The sequence below is a fragment of the Metallosphaera cuprina Ar-4 genome, assembly GCF_000204925.1.
Taxonomy (GTDB): Archaea; Thermoproteota; Thermoprotei_A; order Sulfolobales; family Sulfolobaceae; genus Metallosphaera; species Metallosphaera cuprina.
Genome location: NC_015435.1, coordinates 741,608 through 762,696 on the forward strand (window position 1 = coordinate 741,608; position 21,089 = coordinate 762,696).

Annotated in this window: 26 protein-coding genes; 14 read left to right on the forward strand and 12 right to left on the reverse strand. The window is 41.6% G+C overall.

The annotated features are described in order from the left end of the window. Positions 1-20: 20 nt before the first annotated feature. Both MCUP_RS04195 and MCUP_RS04200 read right to left on the reverse strand, forming a co-directional pair. Positions 21-524, reverse strand: coding sequence for a hypothetical protein (locus MCUP_RS04195; RefSeq protein WP_237698021.1), 504 nt, complete (start codon positions 522-524; stop codon positions 21-23). Continuing rightward, a complete protein-coding gene (locus tag MCUP_RS04200; RefSeq protein WP_013737434.1) occupies positions 491-1,093 on the reverse strand; it encodes a hypothetical protein in 603 nt (200 codons plus the stop codon). The genes MCUP_RS04195 and MCUP_RS04200 overlap by 34 nt, the downstream gene beginning before the upstream one ends. 87 nt (positions 1,094-1,180) lie before the next feature. Between MCUP_RS04200 and MCUP_RS04205 the strand changes: the two genes are divergently transcribed. Next, positions 1,181-1,561, forward strand: a complete 381-nt coding sequence (locus tag MCUP_RS04205) for a RidA family protein (RefSeq protein WP_013737435.1) — start codon at positions 1,181-1,183, stop codon at positions 1,559-1,561. Here the strand turns inward: MCUP_RS04205 and MCUP_RS04210 are convergent. From MCUP_RS04210 to MCUP_RS04220, 3 genes are all read right to left on the reverse strand, one after another. Continuing rightward, entirely contained in the window at positions 1,558-1,737 is a 180-nt protein-coding gene (locus tag MCUP_RS04210) for a hypothetical protein (protein ID WP_013737436.1), read from the reverse strand. The genes MCUP_RS04205 and MCUP_RS04210 overlap by 4 nt on opposite strands. A 70-nt stretch (positions 1,738-1,807) precedes the next feature. Further along, positions 1,808-2,503: a ParA family protein gene (locus MCUP_RS04215; RefSeq protein WP_013737437.1), complete on the reverse strand. Its 696-nt coding sequence runs from the start codon at positions 2,501-2,503 to the stop codon at positions 1,808-1,810. Between the two features lie 257 nt (positions 2,504-2,760). Further along, the gene (locus MCUP_RS04220) at positions 2,761-3,765 is read right to left on the reverse strand and encodes a pyridoxal-phosphate dependent enzyme (protein ID WP_013737438.1); all 1,005 of its coding nucleotides are present in this window, start codon (positions 3,763-3,765) and stop codon (positions 2,761-2,763) included. 231 nt (positions 3,766-3,996) lie between these two features. Here MCUP_RS04220 and MCUP_RS04225 point away from each other — a divergent pair, with 231 nt between their 5' ends. Beyond that, the gene (locus MCUP_RS04225; protein ID WP_013737439.1) at positions 3,997-5,979 is read left to right on the forward strand and encodes an acetate--CoA ligase family protein; all 1,983 of its coding nucleotides are present in this window, start codon (positions 3,997-3,999) and stop codon (positions 5,977-5,979) included. Between the two features lie 9 nt (positions 5,980-5,988). Here the strand turns inward: MCUP_RS04225 and MCUP_RS04230 are convergent, their stop codons facing one another. Further along, complete coding sequence (locus MCUP_RS04230; protein WP_048057462.1) at positions 5,989-6,306, reverse strand: transcriptional regulator; 318 nt, start codon at positions 6,304-6,306, stop codon at positions 5,989-5,991. A 251-nt stretch (positions 6,307-6,557) separates the two neighbouring features. On the opposite strand from MCUP_RS04230, the gene lrs14 reads away from it, so the two are divergent. Further along, the gene (gene lrs14 / locus MCUP_RS04235) at positions 6,558-6,953 is read left to right on the forward strand and encodes an Lrs14 family HTH-type transcriptional regulator (protein WP_013737441.1); all 396 of its coding nucleotides are present in this window, start codon (positions 6,558-6,560) and stop codon (positions 6,951-6,953) included. 2 nt (positions 6,954-6,955) lie between these two features. Here lrs14 and MCUP_RS04240 read toward each other — a convergent pair whose 3' ends face one another. Beyond that, on the reverse strand, positions 6,956-7,288 hold the full coding sequence (locus MCUP_RS04240; protein WP_013737442.1) for a hypothetical protein: 333 nt from the start codon (positions 7,286-7,288) through the stop codon (positions 6,956-6,958). A gap of 51 nt (positions 7,289-7,339) precedes the next feature. Here MCUP_RS04240 and MCUP_RS04245 point away from each other — a divergent pair, with 51 nt between their 5' ends. The 5 genes from MCUP_RS04245 to MCUP_RS04265 all read left to right on the forward strand — a co-directional run bounded on the left by MCUP_RS04245 (position 7,340) and on the right by MCUP_RS04265 (position 10,506). Next, positions 7,340-7,642, forward strand: coding sequence for a hypothetical protein (locus MCUP_RS04245; protein ID WP_013737443.1), 303 nt, complete (start codon positions 7,340-7,342; stop codon positions 7,640-7,642). Positions 7,643-7,858: 216 nt separating this feature from the next. After that, complete coding sequence (locus MCUP_RS04250) at positions 7,859-8,170, forward strand: DUF4898 domain-containing protein (protein WP_013737444.1); 312 nt, start codon at positions 7,859-7,861, stop codon at positions 8,168-8,170. Positions 8,171-8,281: 111 nt separating this feature from the next. Then, on the forward strand, positions 8,282-8,779 hold the full coding sequence (locus MCUP_RS04255; RefSeq protein WP_013737445.1) for a hypothetical protein: 498 nt from the start codon (positions 8,282-8,284) through the stop codon (positions 8,777-8,779). A 35-nt stretch (positions 8,780-8,814) separates the two neighbouring features. Then, positions 8,815-9,909, forward strand: coding sequence for a M28 family peptidase (locus MCUP_RS04260; RefSeq protein WP_013737446.1), 1,095 nt, complete (start codon positions 8,815-8,817; stop codon positions 9,907-9,909). A 69-nt stretch (positions 9,910-9,978) separates the two neighbouring features. Continuing rightward, entirely contained in the window at positions 9,979-10,506 is a 528-nt protein-coding gene (locus MCUP_RS04265; RefSeq protein ID WP_148230896.1) for a hypothetical protein, read from the forward strand. A gap of 9 nt (positions 10,507-10,515) precedes the next feature. On the opposite strand, the gene MCUP_RS04270 is transcribed toward MCUP_RS04265, so the two are convergent. Next, positions 10,516-11,412: a BadF/BadG/BcrA/BcrD ATPase family protein gene (locus MCUP_RS04270; RefSeq protein ID WP_048057721.1), complete on the reverse strand. Its 897-nt coding sequence runs from the start codon at positions 11,410-11,412 to the stop codon at positions 10,516-10,518. A 129-nt stretch (positions 11,413-11,541) separates the two neighbouring features. Between MCUP_RS04270 and MCUP_RS04275 the strand changes: the two genes are divergently transcribed. Next, a complete protein-coding gene (locus MCUP_RS04275) occupies positions 11,542-12,558 on the forward strand; it encodes a metallopeptidase TldD-related protein (protein ID WP_013737449.1) in 1,017 nt (338 codons plus the stop codon). Here MCUP_RS04275 and tsaA read toward each other — a convergent pair. The 4 genes from tsaA to MCUP_RS04295 all read right to left on the reverse strand — a co-directional run bounded on the left by tsaA (position 12,552) and on the right by MCUP_RS04295 (position 15,225). Next, complete coding sequence (tsaA, locus tag MCUP_RS04280) at positions 12,552-12,947, reverse strand: tRNA (N6-threonylcarbamoyladenosine(37)-N6)-methyltransferase TrmO (protein ID WP_013737450.1); 396 nt, start codon at positions 12,945-12,947, stop codon at positions 12,552-12,554. The two genes, MCUP_RS04275 and tsaA, sit on opposite strands and share 7 nt — an antisense overlap. Then, positions 12,944-13,519, reverse strand: coding sequence for an XdhC family protein (locus MCUP_RS04285; protein ID WP_013737451.1), 576 nt, complete (start codon positions 13,517-13,519; stop codon positions 12,944-12,946). The genes tsaA and MCUP_RS04285 overlap by 4 nt, the downstream gene beginning before the upstream one ends. Before the next feature lie 57 nt (positions 13,520-13,576). Next, positions 13,577-13,996, reverse strand: coding sequence for a hypothetical protein (locus MCUP_RS04290; RefSeq protein ID WP_013737452.1), 420 nt, complete (start codon positions 13,994-13,996; stop codon positions 13,577-13,579). Positions 13,997-14,085: 89 nt separating this feature from the next. After that, positions 14,086-15,225, reverse strand: a complete 1,140-nt coding sequence (locus MCUP_RS04295; RefSeq protein WP_013737453.1) for a VWA domain-containing protein — start codon at positions 15,223-15,225, stop codon at positions 14,086-14,088. Positions 15,226-15,419: 194 nt separating this feature from the next. Here MCUP_RS04295 and MCUP_RS04300 point away from each other — a divergent pair, with 194 nt between their 5' ends. From MCUP_RS04300 to MCUP_RS04320, 5 genes are read left to right on the forward strand one after another with little or no spacing between them, the layout of a single operon-like run. Next, positions 15,420-16,622 carry an ABC transporter permease subunit gene (locus MCUP_RS04300; protein ID WP_013737454.1) on the forward strand — a complete coding sequence of 401 codons (1,203 nt, stop codon included), beginning with the start codon at positions 15,420-15,422 and terminating at the stop codon, positions 16,620-16,622. Beyond that, positions 16,619-17,368: a peptide ABC transporter permease gene (locus MCUP_RS04305; RefSeq protein WP_013737455.1), complete on the forward strand. Its 750-nt coding sequence runs from the start codon at positions 16,619-16,621 to the stop codon at positions 17,366-17,368. Before MCUP_RS04300 ends, MCUP_RS04305 begins: the two co-directional genes overlap by 4 nt. Then, the gene (locus MCUP_RS04310; RefSeq protein WP_013737456.1) at positions 17,369-18,223 is read left to right on the forward strand and encodes an ATP-binding cassette domain-containing protein; all 855 of its coding nucleotides are present in this window, start codon (positions 17,369-17,371) and stop codon (positions 18,221-18,223) included. A gap of 12 nt (positions 18,224-18,235) precedes the next feature. Then, entirely contained in the window at positions 18,236-19,045 is an 810-nt protein-coding gene (locus MCUP_RS04315) for an ABC transporter ATP-binding protein (protein ID WP_013737457.1), read from the forward strand. A gap of 42 nt (positions 19,046-19,087) precedes the next feature. Then, entirely contained in the window at positions 19,088-21,055 is a 1,968-nt protein-coding gene (locus MCUP_RS04320; RefSeq protein ID WP_013737458.1) for a DEAD/DEAH box helicase, read from the forward strand. Positions 21,056-21,089 lie beyond the last annotated feature (34 nt).

The following is a 21,089-nucleotide window of genomic DNA, read 5'->3' on the forward strand; positions in this document are numbered from 1 at the left end:
ACTTATCTTTAGTTACGCTATTAAATTTCGAGACTTTTTATAATATTTCTCATGTCTTCCTTAGGATCACCTCGCGTCTCCATATAAATAAGTTTTTCATATCTTATTGCGAATCCGCTCTGAAAGAAATGAACTTGGTATCCGTAACATCTCTCGCAATAACCTCTGACTATCTTCATTAGTTCGAGGTCAGTAACAGAATATCTCACTCCATCGATCTCCTCTATTTCCCTTCTCTCTGACGTCCTTGCTATCCTTTCTAAGAGCTCTAAGATAGAACCTCTTAACAAATCACCTGTGTTAATTCCATTCTCTCGTAATAAACTAGGGATCTCCCATTCTGATCTAGAGAGTTCACTAACCTCTCTGATCCTCTCCTTAAGTTCTGGTTCTTTCAACTCACCTTGACATTCCCTTTTGATTCTCTCGGCGTAATCCTTATCTCCTATCCAGGAGAGAAAGAACGCCTTTTTAACTTCTTCAATGCAGTTCACGGTCTTATCACCACCGCCATCATTTCCCACTCCTTCTCCCTCACAAGGTAGGTTAAGATCGCAAAGTTGTCAGGAAATCTAACTTTTTCAATCCTAATGATATCTCTTTTTAGATTTCTAACCAACCAGTTCAATGACCACTTGTGAGTTCCTCTGGAGTTCAGAAACAGGAACCCCTTTCCGTTTAAGAAGGAGACGAGTTTAGGATAACGATCTATCTCTATTACCGCATCTGGTGAGTAAGATAGGTATTTCACCGACCTAAGGGGAATAACATCTAACAAGTTCACACCAAACTTTCTCTCAAGCATCGCATAAGTCAAGGTCTCACTAACGTTCGAAGAGAGATCACCTGAATGATACTTCCCTCCCCATCTCATATCATCCAGTTGATCGATCCCTCTTCCCAGTAATTTACTACTTAACAAGGAAGAAATTAATATTTTAGCGGGATCCAGGTTAAGGATCTCCATAGGCATGTTTTCGACTAAGGTCTCCGTCACTCCTAGGGAGATAACATCTAAGTCCTGTGCGCTATCGTTAGGGTAATGAGGGATGACCTCTGAGGGTAGATCCGCCCAAGATATTTTTAACTGCACATGACAAGTTTTAGTGAATATTTTTAAGTTATAGAGCTAAATAAAGAGGAAAGAACTCATTAATCCTTAGCTTAGATATTACTCACTATGAAGGAAGTGATTTATTCGGAGAGATCTCCTAAGCCCATAGGTCCTTACTCTCAGGCCATTTTAGCGGGTCAAATCCTGTTCATTTCAGGTCAAATTCCAATAGATCCGTCAACCAATGAGATAGTCAAGGGAGGTATAGAAGAACAAACAATTAGAGTCATGGAGAACCTAGGCGGCGTCCTTTCCTCTGCGGGGATGACGTACGACAACGTTACCATGAGCTTCGTTTACCTGAAGAACATGGGAGATTTCCCTAAATTCAATGAAGTCTACTCCAGATATTTCAAGGATAGACCTCCCTCTAGGGTAACAGTTCAAGTATCAGAATTACCTAGGGGAGCTTTGATAGAAATAGCAGCAATCGCATATAGGTTTTAAGAAAAAACTTTTTTTAACAGTTGCTCCACGTGGGGACAACTAACGTCGAATAGATCGTGGTTCCCATGTTCTATACAGGAACCAGCAATAGGCTTCCCCTCAAGTAGGACCAGAGACGCTTCATCGTCCTCCACAATGGAGTAGGCGAGTCCTTCAAAGACTTTTCTGTATAGCACTCTTACCACTTAAAAAGTATCATAGTAAACTGTCACTTTTAAGCTTTTTTGTTCTACATCTTCATTAGCTCTAAGATAGACTTAGCTCTATCTGTCTTTCAACTAATTCTACTAATTGTTTTATTTCGTCTAGTTTGGAGTCCAAGCGAAGGCCACTGTAGAGAAGTTCAGGGTGAAACGGAATCATTACCTTTTTGGAAACGGGAACGTCCTCAACCTCCCCTCTAACCATGTTTATTATGAACGCAACCATTTTGAAGTACTTTATATCTGGAACCCAGCTCTTTAACACTTTAGGGACCTCATTCATATGCTGTAGGGTTATCTTCAACGGTAGTCCCGGTGTAGTTACGAAAATGCTGTTACAGTGAGCTTCCCCAGTCGCCATCCTGTAGGCCTTGAACTCAAGTTCGCAAAACTCGTCTAGACTAGGAGGGTTATCGGTTATCATAATCTCTGTATCGTCTAATATTTTCTTGTACACTGAGGCCATTTCAGATAAGTCAGGTAACTTTACTCCAGACGAGAAATTTATCATGTTTAAAACCTTGAGATTTCCACGAGCCGCAACAAAGTTTTCCTCTCCCCTATCCTGGATCCAATTTATTAATCCATTTTTTAAACCGAAAAGTTTACTAATTGTGCTCAGGTTATCCCTATCTACTAGAGTCACCTTATACCTCTTAGCTAACTCCATGGATAACAACAAAGCGATTGTGGACTTCCCTACTCCTCCTTTAAATCCTAAAATAGAGAACCTAATCATGTGATCTCATCTATTGCCTTTTTCTGTATTATATTCTAATGCATATTCAATTTTAAATTATTCTATAGTTTAAGACGTAAGATACATCATGGAGGAAACTAGATTTACTTTACGTTAATAGCATAGTTTTTAACCTATAGAGTTAATTGTTTAAAACGATATCATAGATTGAATTTTACTATTTTAATTTCTTGAGTATATACTTAGAACTCATAATTATTTTTGGGAAAAAAGTATATTTAAGAATAATTAAGTTTTTATAGTACTTTGAGTCCGTTGCCCGTAATAACTATTACCGACTCCTCATCTCCTAATTTCCTTGCTCCCGCTAAACCTACTGCGGAGCTGTACTCGACTAATAATCCTTTCCCTCTAAGGTAATTCCAGGAATCAATGATTTCCCTCTCGTTTACTATTACGCAATCTCCAGTCTCTTTGAGCACATTTACCATCTCGTCTAGTAGCACTGGGTTGGTAGAAACTAGAGCGTCGGCGATGGAGGAAAATTTTACTGGCGGATTGTATACCTTTCCTTTCAACTTCGAACATACTGGAGATACCTCTTCCGTTTGCACTGCAATAATCTTAGGCATTTCGTCTATTATCCCTTCTCTGAGCATGTGATTAAACCCTTCATAAACTCCTAGGAGAAGAGTTCCAGCCGATGTAGGTAGGAAAACCTGTGACGGAGGTTTCCCTTGTCTATTCATTACAATTTCGTAGGCCAAGGATCTTATTCCGTCTCTAAATTCGGGTTGTAGCACGTGAGAGGCGTAGTAAGCTCCAGATCTTTCTGCTGATATGGCAACTTCCTCTCTACTACCTTCAACCTTCACTACCTCAGCTCCGTAGGATTGTATTTGCTTTAACTTCCCTCCTCTGGCTGTCGAAGGTACGAATATCTTTACTTTCATTCCTGCTAGCGCTCCGTATGCCGCAATCGAGGCTCCTGCGTTGCCTGAGGAGTCCTCGGATATCTCCTTAACTCCCTCTTGATAGAGTCGTGATATTAATGTAACAGAGCCTCTATCCTTATAAGAACCTGTCGGGTTAAGAAGATCAAGCTTATACCAAAACTTCTCTATCCTTATCAAAGGCGTGTTCCACTCTCCTAAGCTTACCCACTTTTTTACGTACGGAAAGTTATCTCTAACGTTTTTGTAAAACGGGATATCCACGTCTATCTTAAAGGCTCCCCCACACTTACACCTTATTTCCATCCCTTCTCTTTCCCTTCCACACTTCATACATAAGGCTTTCATAAAAATTCCATGAAATGCAACGATTTATCTTTGTTCCCATCAACTAGTAGCGGTTTCAAGGATCTAACATTTGATATTCGGATCTCTTCTTGATGAGGCTTTAACTAGATAAATTAGAGTGAAATAAAAGATTAAAAAGTTATTTATTATAATCACTTTTATTTCCTTTAATCTAATATTTTTATCGAAAGTTATCCATTATTTTTTTAACTTCTTAGTATATATTGTTATATGGCTTTAGATTATCTCTTTAGGCCTAGATCGATAGCCGTAGTGGGCGCGTCAAGGAACAGAGAGAAGGTCGGCAACGTATTGTTTAGAAACATCTCCTCAACCTTCAGAGGAAAGGTCTATCCAGTCAACAACAAGTCAGAAGTTATTGAGGGGGTGAAGTCTTTCAAATCACTAAAGGACATTCAAGACGACATAGATTTGGTAGTTGTCTCCGTGCCAAGGGAATCAGTTAAGGAGGTTATGGAGGAGGCCGGGGAAAAGAACGTAAAGTCCGCAATAGTTATTACCTCAGGGTTTAGGGAAGTAGGAGAGGATGGAGAAAGACTGGAGAAAGAGCTCGTTGAAGTAGCTCACAAACACGGGATAAGATTTCTAGGTCCAAACACAATGGGGTTATTGACCCCTGACTATAACGGAACCTTTGCCTTCGCTGACGTTAGGAGAGGTGAGATAGCCCTAGTGGTTCAAAGTGGAGGAATCGGGGCTTACATGTTGAACTGGGCCCAGAGGTCAAGGACTGGAATATCCTTCCTAGTTAGCCTTGGGAATCAATCAGACGTTAGAGAGTATGAGATTATAGACTATTTGTCAAGAGATCCGGAGACTAAGGCCATCTTCGTTTACATAGAGGGAATATCCGACGGAGAGAAGTTCCTCCAAACTATGCCAGACGCGACATCAAGGAAACCAGTTATCTTCATAAAGGGAGGAGCGACGGCTCAAAGCGCTGAGGCAGTCAAGACACATACAGGTAGCTTAGCAGGTTCTTATGAAATTTTCAAAGCGGCTATAAGGACAGTGGGTGGAATCTTTGTGGAGAATCTAAGGGATTTCCTTGACCTCTCCAAGTTAGTTAATTCCTCAGAGCCAATCAGGAACGAGATTCTTGTAGTAACTAACTCAGGAGGTCACGGCGTGTTGACATCAGACGCTATATATAGGTCAGGCTTATCTCTAGTTAAAATCCCTGAGAGGCTGAACCTCGAACTAAGGAACGTCCTTCCGCCTCAGAGCTTAGCTAAAAATCCTCTGGATTTATCGGGAGACGCTGGTCGAGATAGGTACTTATCAGCCCTGAAGATAGTTTCAGATCTAGACTGCACCAAGCTTGTCATAGTTCAATCCCTCCCCTTCATAAGTTGCACAGAGGTAGCTAAAGTTCTTCTGAACTTCAAGGGAAAGGGGATAATAGGCGTCACAATGGGCTACGATGAGGACTCTGCATCGAGAATATTGGAGTCCGCCTCAATCCCAGTCTTCACTTTTCCGGAGGAAGCAGTTAGGGCGATATCAACTATGGTTAATAAACCAACTCCAAGAAGGAAAGTTAGGATTTCCCAGCCTATAAACTCCGCATTAGAGCTGACAAATGGGAAGTCTGTTCTTAGTGACTATGATGGGTTGAAACTAATGGAGTTATATGGAATCAGGACTCCAAAATGGGGTCTCGCAGAGAGCTATGAAGACGCTCAAAGGATAGCCGATTCTATAGGTTACCCAGTAGTAATGAAGATCTCTACCGATCAACCCGTTCATAAGACAGAACTCAAAGGAGTTTACATGAACGTTGAGAGGGACGCGATTAAGGACACGTTCAGTAAGCTAACTAAAATATCTAAGAGAGTGATGATCCAGGAACAACTTACCGGATTGGAGGCTTACGTTGGCGGTATAAAGGATCCAGTTTTCGGACATACCGTCGTTGTCGGAGTTGGAGGTATATATTTAGAAGTTCTAAAGAGCGTTAGCTATGGGATAGCCCCCGTTTATGAAGATGAAGCCGTAGAGATGGTGAAAGAGAGTAAACTTCTAGATATGATAACTGCAAGGAAAAGGGGATACGATCAGGGATCGTTGATTCGAACCGTATCTAACGTATCGAGATTGATCCTGGACTTAAACGTAAAGGAGATGGATATAAATCCGCTAATAGTAAACGATAAGGGAGCGTTTGCGGTCGATGTTAGAGTTGTCTTTTGAGGGTTTATTTCATATGAAACAACCAGGTAAACCGAAAGTTTTCCTGGACTTAGAGCATAAGATACAGAGGGAGGTTTCTTCAACACTGTCTCCAGAAATTATTCTGGTAACGAGGCCTTCGATCATATCCATGATCTCTCTATCGGTGAACAGTAGATTTAACTTCTCCTCTTTAATTCTTTTCTCGTAGGACGTTGCAGAAAGGCCAACTATCTTTGATGCCCTCTTTACAGGAACTCCTCTTTCAACCAGTTTTCGCATTATAGCAACTCTGATGTAGGGCACCACAGTGTTGAAGGCCTCTTCGCATGGCGTTAACCATTTCATGGTCTTAAATTAGGTCTACTCAAAAATATTAATATCGTAAAAAGAGAGAAGGTTTCATGTTTTAACCTAGTTAATGAATTATGCGGCTTCTTTTTTATGTGTTCTTTAACTTACTTATCTATTTTTGTTTTGTCGGACAAACATTTTTATATCTTTTTGTTTATAAGTATATATTTTCGTATTGTCCTGAACTTTAATATATATACATTTTTTAATCAAGTAAAGCTATGTCAACTATAGTGAAAAAGAAAATGAACAAGACAATAAATAGGATCAGATTTCCAGACGGAAGGGAAGTAGACGTTCAAGAAGTAATATCTTTCCTATATGGGCTGTCTAGGAGCGATGTAGAGGTTTTACATACTATAATGTGCAAGGGAGGTAAGATCTCCACAGAGGACTTGGCGGAAACCTTAAACGTCACGAAGGCGTCGATAAGTAAATCAATTAACAACTTATTGTATAAGGGTCTGATAAATAGGGAGAAGGTAGCTGATGACGAGAAGAGGAAGGGAAGACCAGCCTACGTTTATTGGGTAAATAAGGAAGAACTGTATGAAAGAGTCGTAGCGGATGTAGAGAAGTTATATCAGACAATGAAAAACGACTTCAAAACCCACGTTCAATTGGCTGTAATCCCTGCATAAAACTAGTTTTTGCCCTGCTCAGCTTTTTCAGTTTCATTTGTTTTCTTTTCTTCCTCCTTTGGTTTAGCTTCAGTTTTCTCCTTTCCTTTACCTCCTTTAGTTTCGCTCTTAGGCCTCTCTATTCTTTGTTTAACTATTTCGAAGCGATAGCTAATTCCCTGTGACTTATACTCCGCCACTATCTTTTCCTTCTCTTCGCTCCAATTTACCTCTCTTCCCAACAGAGCTCTAACGAATTCCCTCGCGTTTTTAAGGTGTCTATATTTTCGTTTTAATGTAGTAGTTTTACCATTATCCTCAATTCTTCCCGTGACTTCATATTTAACGGTTTTCATAAGGTAAAGTAATGTAGCAAAAATTAAAAGTCACCTCTTCCTAATGAATTTATGGTAGCGTTTACAGGAATAACTGAATCTGGAATAATATCCTTGATAATAGCGTTTGTTTTAGGTCTTTTGATTGGGTTCCTTTTAAAGAACGTAGTTAAGGTGGGGATCATTATTTTGGCAATAATAATAATACTAATAGCCATAGGCGCTTTGTCCCCAACTACCGTGGAGAACGCATTGATTCACCTGGGTCAATCTGCCTCCCAGGCCGAGTCTAAGTTTTCTACCTACTTGAACTTACTACCTTACAATTCTATAGCGTTTATAATAGGACTTGTGTTAGGCTTAATAAAGGGATAGATTTTAACTATGTATTTAAAGTAAGGAAAGACGTTGAAAAATTTCAGATTTAGCGGTGTAGAAGCGTTTGTGAACCTTGTTGATGAAAATACTTATTCTCAACTTTCCTACGTTATTAGTTACATTAGTACCGTAATGTTTAAAATGTGACATGTATAACCTTTATTGTAAAGGTTCAATAAAACTTCGGATTGGATTCATGGAGAAGTGTGAGCAATGTCGACACAGGTGGTAAAGGCGAATTTTGAGAACGTTGAGCCGGAGTTGGAAGAGCTAATAGTATCTAGCTACGGCATTAGTTCTGTACCAAAGAAGCTCCCCCTCAAGGCTGTGTCTGACATAGGAAAGTTGTTGAAACTTTTACTGCCTAAATCGGTAACTAAGGTTGTAATCGTGATTTCTAGAGAACATATAGGCTCAGACCAATCCATTTCTTCCTCAGTCAAGAGTGCATATCAAGACGTAGTCGTTACAGTTATGTTTAGCCATAAGTTAGATAAGGACACGTTACTAGTTTATTACAAGTGATTTACGCTGGAATCTGCGTTAAAAGACCTATGCGAAGAGGCAAGCGTTATTTTAATATTTGGTTCATATACTAGGGAAGATTACGTTGAAGGCATTTCGGACGTTAACGTATTGGCCATAACGCAGAACAAGAGACTCCTTTTAGAACTAGGTTCGATGGGCTTCTCCTCAGTGGTCATGACTGAGGATCAGTTTAAGATCATCTGCGAAAGAGGAGAACCCTTATGTTACTACGCCTTATACGATTCTAAAGTTGTTTGTGGCTCTCTTCCCAACGTAAAGTTCGTATCATCTGAGCTAACTTGTAACGAATTAGATAGGTTGTCAAGGGCTCAACTCAAACTAAGTCTTGAAGGGATAGCTAGAAGCGATGAGATTTCGTCTATTAATAATTTATATAGGGGAATAAGGTCCTACATACGCGGATCCTGCTGTAAGCGAGGCAAGATACCTCTTTCAGACGTCGAGGTTTTAGAGTGTTGTAAGGAAAGTTTGGACCCAGAAGTTTGCGACCTTTTCTTTAAGGTAAAAGAGATGAGAATCAAGAGGGAGCCTGTGTCATATTGGACCGTGAGGAGATTCTTAAAATATTTAGAAAGAGTTAAGTGAAGAGTCTTATATCCAAAGCTTATCTAGGCTATAATATGAAGTTAGCTAGATCGCTTCTTGATCTAGGTGAGGCCATTCACGGTGGGCCCGTGGAATCTAGGATCCTTTCCACGATTGAGGATTTGTTTCCAGACCACGTTTCCTATGAAGTGAGTACAAAATATTGGGAAGTTAGACAAGAGGAGATCATTATGAACGGGGAGAGGATAAGGTCAGTAGCCCTACCCTACACTTCTGGCTGTCTTCACGGAAAGATAGGGAGGGAGATTGGAACGTTTGAAATGCCATTTCACCCGTTCGATTTGAAGAAAATCCACTTGGACCAATACGAAGCTGTAGTGATACACGGCGACAAGTTGAGGAGAGTCTCCCTCCCCCAAGGTTCTCCACCTACGTTCTTCACAACGGAGAGGTTAGAAGGAGATGTGGATCTGTGCTCTGATACAAGGTTGGTTGAGACCAAATCAAGGAACGTTGAAGTTACGGTAAGAGAGGGAGATTCATACGTCGTAATTGGCGCCCATGTAGATCACTGGTTGACAGGTTTTCATGACAATTTGCTCTCTGTTCAACTTCTAGTGGACCTTTACGCTGAGTTACAGAAGGTAAGAACAAAACACGGCATTAAGCTTGTCTTCTTCTCATCAGAAGAAGGGCCTAGATGTTGCACAGGGTCCACACAATATCACATAAAGGACCTCTTCGCGATTATCTCTCTCGATGCGATATATCCTTTCAGGGTAGTGTTTTCCGCAACTCCAGACTTATGGTTCCTTTCCAAGAACTTCAATTTGAAGAGAGTTGAAATGCCTACACCTTTCTCTGATCACTTCTCATTCGTTCAGAGAGGAATTCCAGGTATGGTACTTTACAACGATGATATGATCCCAGTTTATCATTCAGATGAGGACCTCCCCGTTCCGGGAGATGAGGAGTATTTGGGCCAGCTCAAGAGCAGCTTAACGAGGACCTTAATCGAATTGGACTCAAGATCTAAAGACAGTCTTGATGCAGAGTTTATGAGTATAGCGAAACAGAGCGGTTACTTAGGCGATTCAAGGGAGAACGCGATAGTACCGGACATAGAAAACCTAACTAGTAAGTTCAGGAAAACCAAAGATAAAGGGTGAACTAACTGAACTGAGAAGTAAGGCAAGCTTTCATTATCTTTATAAGCGTGAGGATATTAATTATATTTAATGAGCGTAACATTATTTAGAGATTTATCAATGTATAAGAAAAGAGCTCAATACTATCTCATCAATAGAAAGTACGTCGATGACATACCATTAAACAACGGTGATGACGTGTTAGGTACTGTCATTTTTTTAAAAATACCTGAGGCTGAGGAGGTGTTACAGTCCTTTGCGTTGGCTAAGGGGACTCTCTCTAACGCTTTAACTAGTAAAATGCAGACGTTTATTCAGAACGAGGAATACGCAAAGGCCGAGGAGGTGTCTGAATTAATCGAATTAATTGATAACTTGAACGAGTTGGAGGAGAAGTTCAAAACGATATCTGTAGCTTACGTACTATCAGCTATAGAGATGAGAGGTGACCTCGAGATAGATATAAAATCTACAGCTCTCGACCTGATGGAAGCAATAGAGAGCGCTTTCCTCAAATCAATTCCTTATCTAGACGATGTAGGGGATCTAGGTAAAATTATAGATAACATGAGGTTTAGTGTGGAGAAATTAAAGGGCAGGATCAAAGGATCTAAATGAACGTGCGCGTTATAGTGTCACCTCACAGTTTATTTTATCCAGAGCGTACATGAGGGCTCCATAGGACGGATCGTGATTAATTTTGATCGCTCTCATATCCGTTTCGAGGAGCACTTCATTGAAATTCTCCATATAAAGCTTAGAGTTGAACATTCCTCCAACGACGAACACTCGGTCCACTCCAACCATCTTAGCTACCCTCACAGCGGACGTCGCTAGCTCCTGTGACCCTGTTAGCATGATTGATCTCGCAACCTCGTCCCCGTCCTTAATGGCTTTATCTATGATCTTGGCGATGGAGGCTATCTTCTCAACCCTATGCCCTTTGTGGTAAATCCAATAAACTAAGTCGTCTACGTCTTTCACCCTCAAGTACTTCATGATCATGTTAGACATAGGGGATGGTTTTTCAAGACCTTGTAGCACCCTAGTTAAGTGTCTTAAAGCTTTCCTCCCAGCCCAGTAAGCCGAACCAGTATCTGAGAGAAACCAACCCACCCCTTCGGCTTTTATCCTTCTCTCACCATCAACGCCCAAGACAACGCTCCCGGTTCCTGAAATAGTTAACACTCCTTTCCCACCTCTTGTTTGGCTATAGAGAAGGAAGTACGAATCGTTGTCTATTATCACTTTCATCCCTAGATCGTTAAGTCCTTCATAGAGTACCTTGTAATCATACCTGGAATCTAAGCCGGCCAGCCCTAAAACGACTAGATCCGGAAAGTTGCCTCTCGTGATAGCGCGAATGGTCTTAAGGATCCTCTCTCTTGCTCTCTTCAATCCAACGTTGTGAAAATTGGACCCTTCGGTTTCATAAGTTGAGATTATTTTACCTTTCCCGTTAGTACATTCTACAGCGGTACCCTTTGTTTTCGTGCCTCCACCGTCTATCCCTACAACTATCATGAGGTGAATAGGCATTACAAAGGTTTAAACTTTTTAGAAAAGCATACTTTATTATTAAAGGTAGTAAGGAGATAGATCCATAACGTATTTTAGGAATTAAGTCTAGATCATTTAACTAAAGTTTCCGCCATGAAATACGTGTTGATTAAGGAATCAGTTATAAAGGAGAGGGACGCCTCAAACTGGATAACCTACGAAAGGACTGAGAAAGTTGAAATTGAGCGATTCATGACTAGTACAGGCTGGTCCTCTATAGGTGAGGATAGGAAGCCTGAGGATCTGTGTCAATCCTTCACGCATCCATCTTTCGAGTATTGGAATAAGAGAGGCGAAATCTTGAAAAAGATTGGTGATGGGGAAAAAATTGAAATAAGAAAGGTAATAAGACAAATGTCTTGGGAAAACTACGCATGTGTAGAGCAAAAGGTCGTGAACTTCATTACCTTAAATGACAGGCGCTTTGGATTCACTGGAAATCCAAGCGACATTCCTAGCGTCATAGAGTTCCTAAAGCAGGATGCAGGGTTTAAACAAGTTCCACTCTTCTTGGATCACGGGACAGTCATATTAGATCCAGAGGCAACTGGTCGCCTAATATCCACCCTTGCTAGTATGTTGAAAGCTAACAATAAGCTACTAACTAATGAGGAGAGAGGCCTACCTGACATAACTGTCTACGACGATCCTTTAATCCCCTACTCTCACGTGTTTTACACCTTTGATGATGAAGGTGTGAAAACCAGGAGAAAGGAACTCATCGGAAACGGTCAAGTTCAAGATTATTTAGGAACACTCTATCTAGGACACCACGGGAACGGAAGAGGCTTTTATCCTAAGCCAGATTTCTTTAACGTGGTGTTAAAGCCAGGAGACTGGAAAGTTCAGGAACTTATGGAGGAAACTAAGAACGGTTTCCTGGTTTTAGGTTCAACAGGTGCGGAGATAGTGAAGAAGGGAATTAGGCTAAAACCTAGGAAGGTAATTAGTTTAGGAGGAGGAGAGATTATGGTCAGAGAGTTGGCCATACCCTTGGCTGAGCTTAGCACACTTGATGCCATAACTTCAGATTCTAGATCGGTTTACCTAGACGAAGATCACGGAGCGGTCGCCCCATTTGTAAGGATTAAGGCGAGGTTCCTCTATTGAACGTTATGCCACTTCGGAACTCTAGGGTTAGGTATTGAGTCCCACTTATCATATGGTTTTATATCTAACACAGGAGTCCCATCTAACGCGTTAATTCCAGTTACCTTTAATCTATTTCCTTGAATTTCGATTAGCTCAACAACTGATATCCCTATTGGATTCGGTCTGTTTGGGCTTCGAGTAGCAAAGACTCCAACCCTTTCCCCTTTATCCTTCACGAGGGATTCGAACTTAGCTAAATGCAGATGATAAATAACTATAGCGTGAGAGAACTGCTCCAAACCTAGTAGGCCTTCGGAGTATTCGTCAAACACTACTATAGTGGATTCTGTCTTCCTGGAAGGTTGGCCATTAACTTCTACGTAACCTATGGGTTTGTAGTTTATCAAAGCTCTTCTACTACTTTAACTAACCCTTTCTTGTCTCTTAAGGGTATCCCCGTACCTCCCCTTGATACCGCCACTATCTCCGCTACAATGCTAAGAGCTATCTCGTTCTCCTCCTCAGCGTTAAGATCTAAACCCGCCGGTATCCTCAGATTGAGGAGTTTATCTTTAGTTATCCCGGCCTCAATAAGTCTCTTTAGGATAACTCTGGCCCTCTTCAGGCTCATAACAGCCGAGACTTCCCTGGCTCCACTCAGGATCGCCTTCATTAAAGCCCAAGTGTCATAAACGTGTTTCGTGGCCACGAGTACGTATTTGTCTTTCACTAACTCATCTGGTACTTGAAAGGAGTTCCCCCTAATTATCTGATCAGCCTCATAATCTCCATCCTCAGCAAACGGGTCTACCACTATGACCTTATAACCAAGCATCTTTAGAAGCCTAGCTACTATTGGAGCTATGCCTAACGACTTACCCTTGCACTTGCTCGAGTCTACGTTCACGGTGTTTCTATCACAGAACACTGGCTCCTCCATCTCAGCCTCTCTGCTTGATGAGAAAATGAGAACGTCCAAGGAGCTCACAAATTCATTACTTCACACGAAGTTATAAATTCATGACAAAAGGATACGCTATCCTTTAGAGGTCAACCTTACCTTAGCCTCCTCGATTATTCTCTCAAGGGCGTGGGTGGTTCCTTGCTCGAAATGTTCCTTGTTTCTTCCATCAAAAGGTCTCATATAGAACGGCATTTTGACTTCCCACGTTGAGGTTACCTTGTCTTTAAGTACTCTGATCTCGTTTTGACCCTGCAGTATCCCGCGTAAGAAACGAAGCTTTACCGAGTCATCGTTCACTTCAATCCTAACCGTTGAGGTTGACGGGAAAGCGAACCTGATCTTCCCCTCGTATAAGTTATCAGATACTTTAGTAAGGTTCAGCTCACGAATACCTTTCCAATACTTAGGCATGGAATTTACATCCTTAACTATGTCAAGTACCAGATCGTGAATTTCGGGTTGAAAGCCTTTAGTTATGGAGAACTTGATCATGGGATATATAAATGAAGCAATTATTTAAATATGAAAATTCCTACCCTTACGTGAGGTTGAACTAACTTTCGATGATAGGCGTTAAGTGGTCAGCTCTGATCTCTCATCTTCCTTGTCACCTCACTCTCTATTTCCTTAGGATCACCGGACTTCCTCCTCGTCAATTCCTCAGTAGCCTCTAATAGATCCGTTCTCCTGGTTTGCTCGGCAATTTGTCTAAGCTTCTCAAGTTTCTTAGTAGCTTCAACTAGATTAAGCTCACCTACATCCCTAGAGTAATCTCTCAACGTTTTAAGGTACTCGTATTCCATTATTATGTCCTTATTTACCCCATTAAAGAAATCCTCCTGATCCTTTGCCGTAGTTAGAGAGTACTCTATGGTTTTCGAATTGCTTCCGTTCTCATCCTCGTAGCTCACTTTTATAGTCATGAATTTACCTTGATATCCCTTAGGTATCACTGTCTCTCCTAAGATTTTAACTATACCTTCCACTGCGTTTATCTTTATAGGAACATCGTTGTAGTTTAACAGCTTCACGGCGGACTCTGAGATAATGTCTACCGTTACGTTTTTTGCGGCGACTGAAGATTTCGCTAGCTTCGGCATTTTTTCCACTATCTCCTTAGGGTCCTTTATATGGTAGAAAAACCCATTACCCTTTTCTGAAATTAAGGATAGGATCTTCTCGTTGTAGTCCTGACCTATCCCAAAGGATATGACTTGGACGTTGTGCGGGAGACTCAACCCTTGGTAGACTGGGAGGCATCTTTCCAGATCAAACTTTCGAGATAACCCGTGCGTACACCCTCTATCGGTTGGCACGCCATCAGTGAGGAGTATGAAATAGGAAGGTTGACGATATCTCTCTGCTAGTTTGGACGCCTCCTCTAACGCCTTATAGAGAGACGTGCCACTTCCAGCTTTTATTTCGTCGATATCAATTAAGTGGGACTGAGAGTGCTCCTTTAGAATTGACACCTTCTCGTCAAAAGCTAACAGCGAAAAGTAACTTTCTTGAGGAAGGCTAGAAACGAGTTCGTTAGCCCCTTCCTTAGCCATCTGAAGCTTCTCTCCCTTCATTGATAAGCTTTTGTCTAAGAGTATTATGTAGTGAAAGTCCTTGGGTTCGAACCTAGACTCAGGAACTAGTAAGATCCTAAACTTAGCGCTTACGTCCAGGTTGAAGCTCTTTAAGTGACTCGCATTGAACGTTATTGATATTGTCATAATTCTATAAATATACTAATAGCGTTTAAGTCTTGCTAACTGATTTGGTATTCTAACTCAGGTTAAAATTATAAAGCATAATATCTAGAAACATGAGATAGTATTTTATGAAAATTAAAAGTAAAAAGAGATTATTTATAAAAAATGATTTCATTGAGAAAATCTTTTAAAGCCGTCAACCCATTAACGTAAAAATGAGACCCTGGGTTCTAGTGATTATCTCAATCCTTCTTATCATTGTGGGTGTACTTCTATCCGTCTTGGCGTCAGAAAGCACGTACGTAACTCTAGTTTCCTTCGGAGAGGGAAATTGTGCTTATCCCCCACAGGGTTGGCAATCGCAGTATTGGTCAGTTTTAGCATATGGGATGCCTTCAGCTAGAGTGATAGTTAACGGTACTGAGAGGATAGTTCCGCCTCAGGTGGAGAACGTTCCTCTTAACTCTACATCATTCTACGTCTATACGGTCTCCGGTTACGTTGAAAGTTTGGCGCCGCTTTCCCTCCTTGGTATCCTTTTAGTTTTCATAGGGACGGCCGTGGGTTTCAGAGGAACGGTTCTCTTCGTCCAAGAGAGAGCTATAGGTAAGTTGTCAAGTTCTATAGGTAAAGGGTCACTTTCCTCTTATATTATGAAGAGAGTAGCCTCCTTCATTATTTCTCTTCTTGTTGTAGCGTCAATAACAGGTGCTTTAGAGATCATTCACGGAGAGAGCTATTTGAAGGTTATAGAGGAGCTAATCACGTTTAATTTCGGCCTCAGCTCACATTTCAATTTAACCGTCGACTCCTTACTTTTGACAGCTCTACCTTTCACTAGCGTCCTTTCAGGCCTCTCCTTTGCCACTTCCGTATATCTAGGTTCGTTTCTGGCCGTCCGCGGTATAGCTCAGGGCGGTTTATTGACCAAGTTAATAAGCAAGTGGAAGTATATAGGGAACGCGTTAGCTTCCTGGGTGATCGCTCTATCCTTAATTTACACCTTTCATTTAAAAGTTGAGAATGGGGTCAACATAGTCTTTCCTTTAATTTCCCTGTTCTTCCCCTTTATAGGGACTTTCGCTAACAGACTTTTCCTACCTTATACAGTTAACGACACGTTCAAGGCAAGAGGTCTTACAAAGTCGATATTAGTGTATAGACACGTCTTGGGAGGAGCTTCGGTGGTGGCGTTATCTACCATTTCAGCCGCTTTCGTTGACATGTTGATTGCAGAGTTTCTAGTCGAGTCAATTTTCTACTGGCCTGGTCTGGGTTTCCTACTGCGAGTGGCTGCAGTCTATGGCGATTTTAAGTTGGTGGAAGGAGTGTTGATATTCTACTCCACTGTAGTTTTGCTCTCAGGTCTGATAGGGGACGCATTTTATGGATTCGTTGATCCGAGGGTGAGAAGATGAACAAGGTGACCGTAGCTTTTTCAATTTACTTAGCCTGGGCAGTGTTATTCACGTTCTACAAACTTCCAAGCGGATCTCCTCTTACCGCTCCTTCTTACAGCTTCCCTTTAGGAACTTACATTAACGGGAGTAACATGATCAACGTGAACGCTAGGGCTATCCTGGACACAATATTGTTTGGCTTAATGGTCTCATGGATAGAGGTAGGTTTAGGTCTCTCCTATGGCGTGATAGCGGGGAGCTCATGCGGGAAAGCGAGATCTTTAATGATGAGGATATCGGATAGTGTAACTTCTCTTCCAAGGGTTCCTCTTCTGATGGCCGTGATAATACTTTTTTCTACTCCTGAAATAACGTTCATAAGGGCTAATTTCTTCCTAACCGCTTTAGTTGTAGGACTGACGGGTTGGTCTAGCATGTCTAGACAAATATCCGAGGCCGTATGTAGAGAAAACCCTTTAACAAAGATAGAGGAGATAGAGTTCACTCAGAGGGTATACACTTCTTTTAGGACAGTCAAGAGTATAACCAAAAGGTACGTTATACCGTCTATCGTTGATGGAATAGCCGTATACACAGCGCTAGGTGTTATAGCAGGTGTAGGAGATCCTAACTTCCCCACGCTCACCACCCTCCTTAACAGCTCAAGGTTATTTTCATACTGGTGGCTATTCCTACCACCTGCAGGTTTCAGAGCACTTCTCTTAATCCTCATTTTCTTAGTCTCAGACTACGTGGTGAAGTAAATGTTAGAGTACAAGTGCGTGTCAGTTCCCAACTCTCTAAAATGCTTTAACCTGTCTATTGATAAGGGATCTATAGGTATACTAGGGGAGAGAGATAGCGGTAAGGAGAGCGTGATTCCCATAACTTTGGGACTTATCAGAAACGTAACTGGGGAAATACTCCTCGATGGCGTTGATATGATCAAATCGAGGGACCTCCTTTTCACGATAAGGTGGACAAAGATCTCCGCGGTGTTTTACGATCCTAGGACCATGTTCGATCCTTTATATTCTATAGGTTCTCATTTCGCTGAGATCGTTATCTCTCACGGTATAGGCGACTATGAGTACGGGATAGAAACTGGATTAGAATACATGAAAATTTTAGGTCTTGAGAGAGACTTATTGGATAAACTTCCTCACCAACTGACCCCTATACAACTTAAGAAGGCTTCGATAGCGTTGGCCACCTTCTTAGAACCAAGTTATGTCATTGTCGACGACATAGAGTTCGGTTTAGGAGACATAGGTAGGGCGGCTGTAATGAATTCTTTAATCGATTTGATGAACTCAGTAAGTAGCTCATTTATTTTTTTGGAGAATAACCCAGGTATCCTTTCAAGGTTAACCGATAACGTGATAGTCCTGTATAAGGGGGAAATTGTGGAGGAGGGAAAAAACGTACTTCTAAACCCTCTTCATCCCTACACGATCGACCTCATAAGAGGAGATGTACCCGACGAGAAGATTGAAGGGAAAGGATGCCCTTACTCCACTCACTGCAGGTACTCCACATCTAAATGTGAGCAAGAAGTTCCTTGGATAGAAAGAGGATCAAGGAGAGTTAGATGCTTAGCTCACGTTTGTGGACTCTAGGGTGAAGCTAGATTGATTAGACTAAATCACCAGATCATCAGGGAGATAAAAGACCTCACGTGTATCCTAGGTGAGTGGGACGACTACAAAGAGACCATGGCAAGAGCAATTAAGGACGGTGAGTTGATAGTTCAGTACATAGACCCATTTTCTGGAGAGTACATGAGCAAGCGAGATGGAAGGAGATCAACGTACTTCATTCCCAAGTCCTTAGTTAGGGGGAGAATCACATCAAGGGAACTGCTATCGGGCTGGTTTAAGTCTGAGGTAAGAGTTAATGAAATCATGTTCCTTCTTAACGTTCCTGATAGGCCCCTAGACCAACTAAGCGATTTGAACTTAGCTAAGGTCTACCTCTCCCCTCTATTTAGGGAAGACGTTAAGTTCACGATAGCTGAGGACTTCCTCCAGGAAATAGAGGAGCAAAGTAGATTAAAGGTCTTGAAACTTATGGTAAAGATAATTAGGAGCAGGGGTCTAGATTCTTTGCTCTTCCTGGGTTACGCAGACCTAGTCAACCCATGTGAGAGCGTCTACGTAATGTACGAAGACGAAGTCGTTGAAATAGGAAAGACGTTTCTTCACCCTTACTCAAAGACGATTTTGAACTCGGCTATAAAGGTAGGCAAGCTCTGGGATAAAGTCAAAGTGACAGAGGTGGGAAAAGGAAGTTTAAGTGGATGCAGGTTCCACGATTACTGTGAGATAATGAAAAGCGAGAAAACCCTACAAAGGAAATGCAGGTTGGAAAAGCCTCCTATGTTGGCTATAGAACGTGGTGAGGTGAGGTGTTGGAACTTCTTTCCAGGTATCAACGAGTAAGCTATAGCTGAATTTATTTTCGATTCTAACCATCTACCTTGAATGTCTTTCCCCCTCTTCGATACCTTCTTCGCCGAATACTACGCAAATCCAGACGAAAATTACCTTATTACAGCTCCAACTGGTAGTGGTAAAACTCATATAGCTAAGAAGGTGTTAGTCGAGAGCGAGCCGATATCCGTTTACGTTTCACCGTTGAAGGCTCTCTCTGCGGAAGTTTACAACTCGATAAGATCTAAGATCGACTCTACATTGATAGAGTCAGACGTTTATGAGGACGATCTACATAACGTAAAGGGAAACGTTATTTTAACCACTTACGAGAAGTTTGATAGTGCCATAAGACATAACTACCGTTGGCTAAGTAAAGTAAGGAGGGTCGTTATAGACGAAGTTCATAACGTGGAGACCGATAGGGGATTAGCGATAGAAAACGTGGTTCTTTGGACCAAGTCTAGAGATCTCCCAATCATTTCCCTCAGCGCCACTCTTCACTCCCCAGCAAAGTACCTTAAGTGGCTTAACGCCAAGTTGATCTCACAGGACAAAAGGACGGTTCCACTACATGAGTGCGTAGCCTATCCCTACACGATCAAATGCGGGAAATGGGAGGAGGATCTGAAGCCCTCCAGGCTCTCGCGTCCCAGATACGAGCTGTTAACCTTGCTTTTAAAGAAGATCGTTTCTCAAGATAGAAACGCATTGGTTTTCGTTAAGAGCAGAAGATCAGCCGAATCTTTGGCTATTGAACTTAGAAGAGACGGGTTCAGAGCCCAACATTACCATAGCGGGATGACTCAAGTCGATAGAAGGAGAGCGTTGGAGATGCTCATAAATGGAGAGCTGAACGTTATGGTTTCTACTACTGCGCTAAGTCAGGGAGTTAACCTACCGGTATACGCTGTAATTTTTTATGAGCTCAAACTTCCTGACGTGAACGAGAGGGGGGAGTTTAAGGGATGGAAAGATATCTCAACTGCACAGTTTAGGCAGATGGCAGGAAGGGCTGGGAGGCCTGGCTATGACTCAGAAGGAATGGCAGTAATCATAACCAACTCAGAGAGGTCTGCAATAGAACTCGAGAACAGATACTTTCACGGGCAGATATCATCACAGTATGTGAAGCCTGATCTATCAACTCTAACTTTAGCTTTCATTTCTTGGAATCAGGGGATAGGTACAGAAGAGATCGAGAACTCCCTACGCTCTTCATACAATTACAGTCAAATTGAACTTGAAGAATTTACTAAAACTATAAAAAATCTTGAAAACTTAAAATTAATTGAAAATAAGAAAGGTGTAAGAACAACCTCTTTAGGGAAGGCAGTTGCGTTAAGTTACATAGACGTCAAGGCCTTCGTTGGTTTTCCACTGGACAATAATGACATCGACTTAGTTTCCGTAATTTTGAGCTCTCATGAGGTGGCTCCCTCTCTTAGAGGTTGTAAAGAGGGAAAGGATCTTCTAACTAGGTGGATGAACGGGGAATCCATTAATGAGGTGTGCAAAAAACTATCCGCTAAGGACATAAACGATGTCATCTCCAACGCGAGATGGATATCTTTCGCCATGTATAGGGTTATGAAAGCTCTGAACGACAAAAGATCAGAGATCGCTTTCGACACATACGTGAGGCTGAAATACGGAGTCCCTAAGGAGGGGATTAATCTAGTGAGGAACGGAATTCCAAGAGAGCTAGCAGTTCATCTATTAAAGATAGGAATACAAAGCTTGAGATCCCTATGCGTACAGATTGGGTTTAAAGAGATAAGAGAAAAGGTCAGGGACGCAGGAGTGCAGGCTGAGCTATTGTGTAGAAAGGTTTACTCCTCCGACTTGTTGGTTTTTGACGTTAGGAGAGCTATACAAGAGTTTGAGGGGAGGGAGTTTCAAGTTAGCGATTTAATACGAAAGTACGGCAGGAGATCGCTCCCCGAACTCATAAGCATGGGATTGTTGATGAGAAATGGAAATAAATTTATTCTGAGGAAACCTTCCAATAAGCGTTAAAGAATTTTCATTGAAAATCAACGAGATGTAATTC

Excerpts from the sequence above, each read along its gene's own strand:
- MCUP_RS04205 (WP_013737435.1), top strand. The coding sequence starts at position 1,181 with ATGAAGGAAGTGATTTATTCGGAGAGATCTCCTAAGCCCATAGGTCCT.
- MCUP_RS04215 (WP_013737437.1), bottom strand. The coding sequence starts at position 2,503 with ATGATTAGGTTCTCTATTTTAGGATTTAAAGGAGGAGTAGGGAAGTCC.
- MCUP_RS04220 (WP_013737438.1), bottom strand. The coding sequence starts at position 3,765 with ATGAAAGCCTTATGTATGAAGTGTGGAAGGGAAAGAGAAGGGATGGAA.
- MCUP_RS04225 (WP_013737439.1), top strand. The coding sequence starts at position 3,997 with ATGGCTTTAGATTATCTCTTTAGGCCTAGATCGATAGCCGTAGTGGGC.
- MCUP_RS04230 (WP_048057462.1), bottom strand. The coding sequence starts at position 6,306 with ATGAAATGGTTAACGCCATGCGAAGAGGCCTTCAACACTGTGGTGCCC.
- lrs14 (WP_013737441.1), top strand. The coding sequence starts at position 6,558 with ATGAACAAGACAATAAATAGGATCAGATTTCCAGACGGAAGGGAAGTA.
- MCUP_RS04240 (WP_013737442.1), bottom strand. The coding sequence starts at position 7,288 with ATGAAAACCGTTAAATATGAAGTCACGGGAAGAATTGAGGATAATGGT.
- MCUP_RS04245 (WP_013737443.1), top strand. The coding sequence starts at position 7,340 with ATGGTAGCGTTTACAGGAATAACTGAATCTGGAATAATATCCTTGATA.
- MCUP_RS04250 (WP_013737444.1), top strand. The coding sequence starts at position 7,859 with ATGTCGACACAGGTGGTAAAGGCGAATTTTGAGAACGTTGAGCCGGAG.
- MCUP_RS04260 (WP_013737446.1), top strand. The coding sequence starts at position 8,815 with ATGAAGTTAGCTAGATCGCTTCTTGATCTAGGTGAGGCCATTCACGGT.
- MCUP_RS04265 (WP_148230896.1), top strand. The coding sequence starts at position 9,979 with ATGAGCGTAACATTATTTAGAGATTTATCAATGTATAAGAAAAGAGCT.
- MCUP_RS04270 (WP_048057721.1), bottom strand. The coding sequence starts at position 11,412 with ATGATAGTTGTAGGGATAGACGGTGGAGGCACGAAAACAAAGGGTACC.
- MCUP_RS04275 (WP_013737449.1), top strand. The coding sequence starts at position 11,542 with ATGAAATACGTGTTGATTAAGGAATCAGTTATAAAGGAGAGGGACGCC.
- MCUP_RS04290 (WP_013737452.1), bottom strand. The coding sequence starts at position 13,996 with ATGATCAAGTTCTCCATAACTAAAGGCTTTCAACCCGAAATTCACGAT.
- MCUP_RS04295 (WP_013737453.1), bottom strand. The coding sequence starts at position 15,225 with ATGACAATATCAATAACGTTCAATGCGAGTCACTTAAAGAGCTTCAAC.
- MCUP_RS04300 (WP_013737454.1), top strand. The coding sequence starts at position 15,420 with ATGAGACCCTGGGTTCTAGTGATTATCTCAATCCTTCTTATCATTGTG.
- MCUP_RS04305 (WP_013737455.1), top strand. The coding sequence starts at position 16,619 with ATGAACAAGGTGACCGTAGCTTTTTCAATTTACTTAGCCTGGGCAGTG.
- MCUP_RS04310 (WP_013737456.1), top strand. The coding sequence starts at position 17,369 with ATGTTAGAGTACAAGTGCGTGTCAGTTCCCAACTCTCTAAAATGCTTT.
- MCUP_RS04320 (WP_013737458.1), top strand. The coding sequence starts at position 19,088 with ATGTCTTTCCCCCTCTTCGATACCTTCTTCGCCGAATACTACGCAAAT.